Raw genomic sequence first — 9596 nt, 5'->3', positions numbered from 1 at the left:
GGTTGACGAAGCTCGAGCCCGGCAGGTGTAGTCCCATCACTTCCATCAGCAGCTGATTGGAGTTGGCGGTGCCGAAGAAGGTGCATGTTCCGCTGCCGTGATACGACGCGGCCTCGGCGTCGAGCAGCTCGTCGCGTCCGATCTTGTTCTCGGCGTAGAGCTGCCGGACCCTGGCCTTCTCACCGTTCGGTAGCCCGGAGGTCATGGGGCCGGCCGGGACGAACACCGTCGGCAGGTGCCCGAAAGCCAAGGCGCCGATGAGCATGCCGGGCACGATCTTGTCGCACACGCCGAGCATCAGTGTGGCGTCGAACATGTCGTGGGACAGCGCAATCGCGGTGGACATTGCGATCACGTCGCGGCTGAACAGCGACAGTTGCATACCGTCGCGTCCCTGGGTGATGCCGTCGCACATGGCGGGCACACCGCCGGCGAACTGTGCGATGCCGCCGGCCTCGAGTACCGCCTGCTTGAGCTGGGCGGGAAAGGCCTCGAACGGTTTGTGCGCGGACAGCATGTCGTTGTATGCCGACACGATCGCGACGTTCGGCTTGACCATGCCCCGCAGGGCTTTCTTGTCAGCTCTGCCGGAGGCGGCGAAGCCGTGCGCCACGTTCGCGCAGGCCAGGCGGCTGCGTGCTGGGCCACGGTCGCCGGCTCCGCGAATCTGTTCCAGGTAGGCGGCGCGGGGTGCGCGACTGCGTTCGGTGATGCGATCGGTCACGGTCTCCAGGACCGGGTGGATGGTGCTCACGGTGTGGCTCCTTCATTTTCTTCATTCCACGTACGGCCGTCGCGCTCGATGAGGGTGGTCGTGTCGGTGGGACCGCTGGTGCCCGCTGCATACCGTCGTGGGCCGCGCTCGGAGGATTCCCAACCGACCAGGATCGGCTCGACCCAGGCCCACGCCGCTTCGACTTCGTCGCGGCGCATGAACAGCGTCGGGTTGCCACGCACCACGTCCATCAGAAGTCGCTCGTAGGCGTCGGGGGACGGCCGTTGAAATGCCTCGGTGTAGTTGAGGTTCAACGACACCGGCTTAAGCCGAATGCCGCCGGGCCCTGGCTCTTTGGCGGTCATGTGCAGGCGCATGCCCTCCTTGGGCTGCAACTGGATGACCAGCTTGTTGGGCTCGCTGTTGCCGTCGCTGTCCGGAAACATTGGATGCGGAACGGGTTTGAACGCGATCACGATCTCCGAGCAGCGTTGCTCCATGCGCTTGCCGGTCCGCAGGTAGAACGGCACGCCGGCCCAGCGCCAGTTGCGCACCTCGGCTTTCACCGCGGCGAAGGTCTCGGTGCGGCTGTCGGGGTTCTCGGCGTCGTCCTTGTATCCGGCAACGGCGACCCCGTCGACGAGACCGGGGGCGTACTGGCCGGCGACGGTACTGCGCTCCACGTCCTGAGGTGTCATCGGCTTGAGCGCCTGCAGGACCTTGAGCTTCTCGTCGCGGACGGTTTCGCGGTCGACGTAGGTCGGCGGTTCCATCGCAACCAGACACAACACCTGCAGCAGATGGTTCTGCACCATGTCGCGGAGCGCACCGGAGTTGTCGTAGTACCCGGCGCGGGTCCCCACGCCAAGCGACTCGGCGACCGTGATCTGCACGTGGTCGATCCAGCTCGAGTTCCACAGGGGTTCCAGAAAGGTGTTGGCGAACCTGGTCACGAGCAGGTTCTGCACACTTTCCTTGCCCAGGTAGTGGTCGATGCGGAAGATCTGGGATTCCTCGAAGACCGATCCGACGGCGTCGTTGATGGCACACGCCGACGCGAGGTCGTGGCCGATCGGCTTCTCCAGGACCACCCGCGACGATGCGTCGACCAGGTTGTGGGTGGCCAGATGCGCGGAGATCGGGCCGAACAAGCTTGGCGCGCAGGCGAGATAGAACACCCGGACCTTGCCGGGATCGGCCTGGAGGACGGTGGTCAGTGGATACCAGTCGCTGGCGTCGGCGAAATCGATGCTCGCGTAGTGCAGACGAGCGAGGAACCGATCGAGTGTCTGATCGTCGAGGGCCTCTTTCGCGACAAATCGGCCCAGTTCCCCGCGCACTTTGTCGCGGTAGCCGGACACGTCGAGCCCGGCGCGCGACGCCGCGATGATGCGGGTGTGCTCAGGTAGTTGACCATCGCGGTCGCGCAGGTAGAGGGCGGGAAGAAGCTTGCGGACGGCGAGATCGCCGGTTCCGCCGAAAACAACGAAGTCACAAGGTGCCACGGGGTTCGCGGTCGACATGAATCTCCTGACATATGTCGGGTCTGTCGAGTCGAACGTTACGGAGGGTTCAGCGTTTCCGCAAAACATACTTACGTCCTTCTAAGGTAAAAGTAGATGAACTTTGAGGGTTGCGTGTGCAGTAACCGGTTGGTTGAATGGCGTATATGCGCATGTCACGGTCCTCGCCGGCGCCCGCCACCGCTGGTGAGGTGTTTGCCCTGATTCGTGATGGAGCCGTGACCACCCGCACCGAGGTGGGTCGTATCACTGGCCTGTCCCGCACGGCGGTCGCCGCCCGGGTGTCTGCGCTGCAGGCGCGCGGTCTGGTGCTCGAGCGTGCTGAAGCGACGTCCACCGGCGGCCGACCCCCGGCACAGCTCGTGTTCAACGCCGACGCCGGCGTTGTCCTCGCCGCGGCGATCGGTAGGAGCCGCACCCAGCTGGGTGTCTGCAACCTGGCCGGTGAGGTCCTGACGATCGCCGATGTCGATCAGGAGATCGGCATAGGCCCCCACGAACTGATGCCCGACATCGCCAAACGCCTCGAAGCGCTGCTGGACGAAGCCGGCCGCCGACACGACGAGGTCCTCGGCGTGGGCTTGAGCATTCCCGGGACCGCCGACACCACCCGCGGATGCAGCCTCGATTCACCGACCATGAGCGGATGGGACGGCATCCCGCTGCCGCCCTATCTACACGAACTCACTACCGCCCCGATCCTGCTCGACAATGACGCCAACGTGATCGTGCTCGCCGAACGGCGCGGGCAGCGTGACCGTTTCGACGACATGCTCCTCGTCAAGGCCTCGACCGGCCTGGGTGCCGGCATCGTCGCCGGCGGTGTGCTCCAACGCGGAGCCGTCGGTGCCGCCGGCGAATTCGGGCACACCAAGATTCCGGCCGCCGCGGGAGGCGCCTGCCGATGCGGCGACACCGGGTGCCTCGAGGCAATCGCGGGCGGGTGGGCACTGGTACGCACCATGCAACAGCAGGGCCACACCGTGGGACACATCCGCGACCTCGTCGACCTCGCGCTCGGCGGCGATCCAGAAGCGCGACGGCTGATCCGGGAAAGTGGGCGCCACATCGGCGAGGTGCTCGCCGGCGCCGTCAATCTGCTCAACCCTGAAGCGCTGGTCATCGCCGGCGACATGTCCAAGGCCTACGACATCCTCGTGGCCGGTCTGCGCGAAACCGTTTACGGTAATGCAACCGCCCTCGCTACCCGCGAACTGCAGATACTGCCGTCCACCCACGGCGATCAGTCCGGCGTGATCGGCTGCGCCGCAATGATCTTGGACCAAGTACTGAGTCCGCGCGCAGTCGACGCCGTGCTCTAAAGCCATCGGCTCTGCCTAAGCCACGGAGCACCAGGTTGCGCAGGTCGTGCTCGGAGAGTCGCGAGGGGCGAGTCCGAATAACCGCCCCGTCAAGGACGACGTGGATGCTGCGGTCGCTGGCCCACACCGTCACCTGCCGGTGTGCCAGGGCGGCAGTGAACTTGAGCTGCTGATCTCCCGGCAACAACAGCCGGGCGCGGCCGGTCAGGGTGGTCTCCCACTCCACGGCGCGGATGTCGCTTCCGGCCGACCCCGCCGCGGGTGCAGGCAATACCATCGGTTTCCATGGTGGGACAACGACATCGGTCACCATCGCTGTCAATGGCCCTTGAAGCGCGGCTACTGCCGGTACGGGTTCGAGCGGTGCAGGTCGGAACAACGCCACGGGGATGTCCATGTCGAGTGATTGGTGCGGACGACTGTGGTTGTAGCCCTGCACCCAGGCATCGATCGCCGCCTGGGCGGATTCGACGCTGGGAAACGGCCCGGCAGCGTCGAGCAGTTCGCGACGCAGCGTCTTGTGCCAGCGTTCGATATTCCCGGTCGTGGTCGGTGAGCGTGGTTTAGTCAAACGGGTCGTGATGCCGTTCTCACGACAGATCCGCTCGAACAGGACCTCGGCAGGGTACGGCTTGGCGAATCTACCAGTGAACTGTTTTCCATTGTCGGTCAATACTTCTGACGACACACCATAGCGAGCCAAAGCAGCAACGAAGGCTTCGCACACCCGCTCGACCCGACGGTTCTGTGACCACCGTGGCGATCACGACGAACCCTGGAGTGGTCATCGATTCCGGTCACCAGCTTGCACTCGCGGCCGTCAGCCAAGAACACCCCCCATGATGTTGAGCTGCCACAGCTGTACCGGAGCATCGCGCTGCCAGCGCCGATACTTGCGCTTGTGATTCTGCCTTTGGGCCGTCACCAACCCGTGACGCACCAACACCCGGTACACACTCGACCGAGACGGTGCATCCCCGGAACCCCGGACCGCCAACTCGTGGGCGATGCGGTGGGCACCCCACCGCGGAAACCTGCGCCGTAGTTCACAGATCGCCGCAATCACCTCCGGCGCAAGATCATTCGGCGAGACATGCGGCCGCCGTGAACGATCCGCCAGCCCGGCCAACCCTCCGGCTTGATAACGGACCACCCAGCTATGCACTGACTGCCGCGAAGTGCCGAACTCGCGCGCAACTTGCGCTTTCGGAACACCGTCGAGGACCTGTAGAACGGCTCGATACCTGTGCTCAGTCACCCAATCGCCGGACTCACCCGACGCCACATCATTCACAAGACGAATATCGAACCAGATCGTCAACCAAGTCCTGAACCCAATGTGTCAAGAATGTCCTGGGTCTTCACATTGACATCACGCATGTGCTCGATAAAGCGGCTCCCGAATGAACGATCGCCTGGACGCGGCACCCCCTGTGCTGGTCGGGTGCGCGGACCGGACCGATCAAGCTTTCACGCGAACGGGACAACTGTCGCTTCCACTCGTTCGTTGCGGCGGAGCTGGCGTTAGCCTCGCGACCGTCGCCGCATGCCCGGCGTCCGTGACCAGCACACCGCCAGACTTCTCACGAAGGTGGCCGCAGCTGGAACTGCTCCGCGCTTGTCGTGCGGTCAGGCCATTTCGGGCACACGCAGGTGTGCGAGCGCCAACTCGAAGTCGCGCTCGTCGAGCACCTCTGCAGCTACTTCCTGGCTGCCCGTGCCTCTGAGCCTGTCCAACTGGTCTCTGTTCCGCTCCCTCGCTTCAACGCTGTCGAAGGTCGCCGAGGCCACGGCACGACCGGACGCGCGGTCGACCAGCAGGCTGGCACTGCAAAATCCCTCGAGCGCCTCGAGCGCGGGCCGGATAGTCGCCTTGTAGAAATCGATGCCTCGGTCGATCTGATCCGGGCTGACCTTGACCCAGGTGGCTCGGACACAGGCACCGTCATTCGACCGGTGGTCACGGTGCAAGACAGCGATCTCCCATTCCTCGACGTCTGCGCTGCCACCGAATGCCTCTGCGGCCCGGTCACGAACCGGCCGAATGGACTCCGCGCTCGTGCGCATGGCCTCCTCGGACTGCCAGGCGCTGGTCGCAATACATCGGCCGGACGACCGGTCGACCAACAGGGACAAGCCGGTGTACCCGTCGATGCCCTCGAGCGCGGGCATCACGGTGTCGCGGACATGGGCAATGCCGGCGTCGATGGATGAGGGCTGTGCCTGGATGGTGGTACTGCGTGCGTACATGATCTGCCTCCTCTGCGTGGGCAGCGTCTCGACGGCGCCGCCGTCCAATTCATCGTCCTCCCATAGGCAAGGCGCGGCAATGGGCGGGCGGGTGTCAGCCGGACGGCAACTCGTGGTTGCCGTCGTTGCTGCGTACTGGGCTATCCCCCGAACCACGCAGCGACTCATGAACGAACACCTCAGTGAGAGTCATGAGTACTGCTGCGAGCACGCCCCTAGACGCCGACGCGATCACCGACACCAACATGTTCCGGCTGGGTATGGAACCCGCAGGCCGACCAATGGGAGGAGGGCCTCACCCGGCTCTTGGACTACGTCGAACATCACGGTGACGCCTGCGGCCCGCGTTGAACCGATCAGGCCTCTCAATCGTGTTCAGAGTGCATCCTGACGATCGGAGGAATCTCATGAAAAGCTCCATCATCCTGCCTTGCGTGGTCACCGCGTTCGTCGCGCTGTCACCCGCCGGCGTTGCACTCGCCGACAACCCACACGACACCACCAACCCCACCGGTCAACCGAACAAGCAAGCCAGTGACGACCCCGCCTTGAAACCGCCAGGCTTCAGCACCGACGGGTTCGCCAATGCGGAGCAGCATTACGCCGGAAGCGAATTAAATCCGAACAAGGGCAACCCCGACCACGCCGTGAGCCAATACGACGTCGCCGGCTTCCAGTGGGAGCGCCACCACTAGTGAGTAAGACGCTACGCCCTCCCCCGGCGGGCTAGTTGGCCCCGCCGGCGTCAGCGGCCGGTCGCGGCGCGTTCCAGGAAGCGCGCCACGCCGGCGCCGCTGTGGGAACTCGCGTAGCACCAGTCTGTCGCTGACCAGCCCGATGCCGCTGTTCGCGCCCTGGAGGCTCATAGGATTTACTTTCTCTAGTTGGATCCGGTTGCGCGCCAGCACATCCGATTGGCGGGCAGACTCAACAAGATCCGTCGTAACATTCCGCTACGCGCCCTGCCGAGGCTATCCAGCCCACCGAAGTGGAGCGCCGTTTTCCACGCTGTCAGCCCCGCCGGCGCGGGCGACGGCTGCGGTCAACGCGGGAGGTGCCGTGTTTCCGATCCAGGCTTTGCGCTACCGGAAAATCGAGCTTCAACCGATCCAGCAGATCCACGCCTTCACCATAGAAGTCACCGACGCCGACCGCCGAAGCGCCAACGGCACGTGAAATCGGACGCGACTAGCTGCACGGGATGGTCGGCCAGCTTGAAGGATCCGTCAGAGAACTCCGGCAGCGGTCACACGCTTGACAACGAAAATCCATCAGCCTTGCAGCGTTAGTCCGCGATCTCGCCGGCCCAGGCACGCAAGCCCGCGAGGAACCCGCGACGTTGCGCGACGGTCAGTTGCTCCATTGCCCGTGCTAGCGGCTCTGTACGACGCGCGATGAATTGCTCCACGTCGGCGCGCCGTGCGCTGCGCAGCGATACCAGTGTGCGGCGGCGATCGGCGGGGTCGGTGTGGCGTTCCACGCATCCGGCGTGATCGAGGTCGGCGATCAGTTGGCTGGCGTTCGTCAGGCCGAGGCCCAGTTGTCGCGCCAGTTCGCCCACCGTGACCGGTCCGGTGTACAGCAAGCGGGCCAGCACCGCACCGTGGCGGTTACCCAAGCCACCGGCATCGAAGACCGCTCTCAGCTGCGGTGGCATGTCGGTGTGTGCGCGTTTGAAATGGTTGGCCAGCAACGGGATCAACGCCTGGATCTCGAGCTTTTCCTCGGCACCCAGCGCGGCGCCCGAAGGCGAGGCTGTCGACGAGTGGGAGCTTTGCCGTCGAGTCAACTGATCGGACCTCCTTCCAACGGCTGGGTTGACACCGTGCCATACACTTCAGACATCTGAACTATCCAGATACTAGAACATAGTTTAGGGGATCCGCGTGACAACCATCGACCCGCAGCAGCAATTCGAAAGCATCTACCGGACCCAGCAACCGGACGGTAGCCCACTCACCGGCGCGGGATGGGATATCGGAGGGCCACAGCCGATGCTGGTCGAACTCGACCGTCGCGGCGCCATCACCGGCACGGTGCTTGACGCCGGCTGCGGAACCGGCGACAACGCCCTGTATCTGGCCAGACAGGGGTACTCGGTGACCGGGCTCGACGCAGCGCCGTCCGCCATTGCTCACGCACGCACGAAGGCCGCACAGCGCGGCCTACCGGTCGGGTTCGGGGTCGCCGACGCGCGGGAGCTAAGCGAATACCAAGACCGGTTCGACACAATCATCGACTCCGGGCTGTTCCACGTCTTCTCCGACACTGACCAGGCCCGCTATCTCGCCGCCCTGCACAGCGCCGGCCGCGACGGCGCCCGCCTGCACGTGCTCGCGATCAGCGATGCCGCACCGGGCACGCGGGGACCCCGCCGGCTCACCGAAACCGAGATGCGTGCGGCGTTCACCGACGGTTGGCTCCTCGACGACCTGCAATGGGTCACCATGCGCGGCGCACTGCCCGGAGAACCACACCGCACCGACATTCCATCGTGGCTCGCGACCGCTCACCGACGATGAACGGCTCCGCGGGCCCGGAAATAACTCCGGTCCACCGTCCCTCAACCGCCCCCGGCTGAGCTGAACCCACCCATTCCCCCGAAGGGACACGTCATGCCCACCGTCGCTGTGCTCGACTCGAGCATCCACTACCAGGAGACGGGAAGCGGGACGCCCGTGGTGCTACTGCACGGCAACCCCGGGTCTTCGCACCTGTGGCGCAACGTAATTCCCGAGCTGGGTCGCGGGCGGCTGCTGGCACCCGACCTGATCGGGATGGGCCGCTCCGGAAAGCCCGACCTCTCCTACAGCTTCACCGACCACGTCCGATACCTCGACGCCTGGTTCGACGCGCTCGGCCTGGACCGCGTGATCCTGGTCGGCCACGACTGGGGCGGTGCGCTCGCCTTCGACTGGGCGGCCCGACACCCCGAACGGGTGCTGGGCATCGCCTTCCTGGAGAGCATCGTCAAGCCGATGGCGTGGGAGGACCTATCGCCGCCGGCGCGTCAGCGCTGGGAGACGATTCGGGCTCCCGGTGCGGGCGAGGACATGGTGCTCGAGCAAAACCTGTTTCTCCGCACGGCGTTTGGCGGCGGCGGCGTTCTCACCCCGGTCAGCGACGAGGACATGCAGGCGTATCTCGAACCATTCCCCAACCCCGAGAGCCGGCGCCCCATCCTCGCCTGGGCACGCCAGCTACCGCTGGGCGGCGAACCCGCCGAACTGGTCGCCCGCATCGAGGCGTACGACGCGTGGCTCGCGACGAGCATGAGCGTGCCCAAGTTGCTCCTGACCTTCGAGGGCGCGCCCTCCCTGCTCATCGGCAAGGAGATGGCTAAGTGGTGCGCAACCCACATCGCGTCACTGGAAACCGTCCCCTGCGGCGAGGCCGGGCACCACGCTCCGGAGGATCGTCCGAAAGAGATCGCCGCCGCGGTTTCGGCGTGGGCCGACCGACACCGTTTGCGCTAAAGCGAAACTCGGCCGACTCAGCGGTGGGTATGTCCAGCCCTCGGCGGATACCCACGCGGCGCAGTTGAACGGTCCCCGGGTCTGTGGTTGCTGGGTGGGTTTGATCCTGGCCGCCAGTTGTCAGGAGCAGGCGGGTGTGGTGGGGGCTGAGCGTGCGGCTCCGCCGATTAGTTGGGACTTGGCGTCTAGCGTGGGCGCCACTGCCACGATGGTCGCGGCGTATCCGGCGGCTGCGACCAACGCCGCCGAGCCGGTGACCAACGACCCGTGTCGCGACGCGTCGGCGGCTGTAAGTTTACGGGTGCCCCGG

At 65.3% G+C, this 9596-nt stretch carries 8 protein-coding genes and 2 pseudogenes; 5 read left to right on the top strand and 5 right to left on the bottom strand.

The window, feature by feature from the left end; genetic code table 11:
* Together QOC69_RS14645 and zwf are read right to left on the bottom strand one after the other, a co-directional pair.
* Positions 1 to 754: dihydroxy-acid dehydratase domain-containing protein (locus QOC69_RS14645; RefSeq protein WP_526440689.1), on the bottom strand; the 754-nt coding region annotated here is incomplete at its 3' end.
* Positions 751 to 2238, bottom strand: a complete 1488-nt coding sequence (zwf, locus tag QOC69_RS14640) for a glucose-6-phosphate dehydrogenase (RefSeq protein ID WP_526440687.1) — start codon at positions 2236 to 2238, stop codon at positions 751 to 753. The genes QOC69_RS14645 and zwf, both read right to left, overlap by 4 nt.
* Positions 2239 to 2384: 146 nt before the next feature.
* Between zwf and QOC69_RS14635 the strand changes: the two genes are divergently transcribed.
* Entirely contained in the window at positions 2385 to 3560 is a 1176-nt protein-coding gene (locus QOC69_RS14635) for an ROK family protein (RefSeq protein ID WP_526440685.1), read from the top strand.
* A gap of 19 nt (positions 3561 to 3579) precedes the next feature.
* Here the strand turns inward: QOC69_RS14635 and QOC69_RS14630 are convergent.
* Both QOC69_RS14630 and QOC69_RS14625 read right to left on the bottom strand, forming a co-directional pair.
* Positions 3580 to 4854: pseudogene (locus QOC69_RS14630) on the bottom strand (IS481 family transposase); the annotation flags it as partial.
* A gap of 335 nt (positions 4855 to 5189) precedes the next feature.
* Entirely contained in the window at positions 5190 to 5810 is a 621-nt protein-coding gene (locus tag QOC69_RS14625; RefSeq protein WP_526440683.1) for a hypothetical protein, read from the bottom strand.
* Between the two features lie 407 nt (positions 5811 to 6217).
* Between QOC69_RS14625 and QOC69_RS14620 the strand changes: the two genes are divergently transcribed.
* Positions 6218 to 6505 (top strand): hypothetical protein, encoded by a 288-nt coding sequence (locus QOC69_RS14620; protein WP_526440681.1) that lies wholly within the window; start codon positions 6218 to 6220, stop codon positions 6503 to 6505.
* Positions 6506 to 7095: 590 nt separating this feature from the next.
* Here the strand turns inward: QOC69_RS14620 and QOC69_RS14615 are convergent.
* A complete protein-coding gene (locus QOC69_RS14615) occupies positions 7096 to 7599 on the bottom strand; it encodes a MarR family winged helix-turn-helix transcriptional regulator (protein ID WP_526440679.1) in 504 nt (167 codons plus the stop codon).
* A gap of 97 nt (positions 7600 to 7696) precedes the next feature.
* Between QOC69_RS14615 and QOC69_RS14610 the strand changes: the two genes are divergently transcribed.
* From QOC69_RS14610 to QOC69_RS14600, 3 genes and pseudogenes are all read left to right on the top strand, one after another.
* Complete coding sequence (locus QOC69_RS14610) at positions 7697 to 8332, top strand: class I SAM-dependent methyltransferase (protein WP_526440677.1); 636 nt, start codon at positions 7697 to 7699, stop codon at positions 8330 to 8332.
* 93 nt (positions 8333 to 8425) lie between these two features.
* Positions 8426 to 9286: a haloalkane dehalogenase gene (locus tag QOC69_RS14605; RefSeq protein ID WP_526440675.1), complete on the top strand. Its 861-nt coding sequence runs from the start codon at positions 8426 to 8428 to the stop codon at positions 9284 to 9286.
* Between the two features lie 166 nt (positions 9287 to 9452).
* A pseudogene (locus QOC69_RS14600) lies at positions 9453 to 9596 on the top strand (hypothetical protein); the annotation flags it as partial.

Source organism: Mycobacterium sp. (assembly GCF_032162105.1).
In the GTDB taxonomy this organism is placed as follows: Bacteria; Actinomycetota; Actinomycetes; order Mycobacteriales; family Mycobacteriaceae; genus Mycobacterium.
Note: the sequence above shows the minus strand (reverse complement) of the source record. Positions and strands in the feature narration are given on the sequence as shown.

Bases quoted from the DNA above. Each gene is read 5' to 3' on its own strand.
- zwf (WP_526440687.1), bottom strand. From the start codon at position 2,238: ATGTCGACCGCGAACCCCGTGGCACCTTGTGACTTCGTTGTTTTCGGC.
- QOC69_RS14635 (WP_526440685.1), top strand. From the start codon at position 2,385: ATGCGCATGTCACGGTCCTCGCCGGCGCCCGCCACCGCTGGTGAGGTG.
- QOC69_RS14625 (WP_526440683.1), bottom strand. From the start codon at position 5,810: ATGTACGCACGCAGTACCACCATCCAGGCACAGCCCTCATCCATCGAC.
- QOC69_RS14620 (WP_526440681.1), top strand. From the start codon at position 6,218: ATGAAAAGCTCCATCATCCTGCCTTGCGTGGTCACCGCGTTCGTCGCG.
- QOC69_RS14605 (WP_526440675.1), top strand. From the start codon at position 8,426: ATGCCCACCGTCGCTGTGCTCGACTCGAGCATCCACTACCAGGAGACG.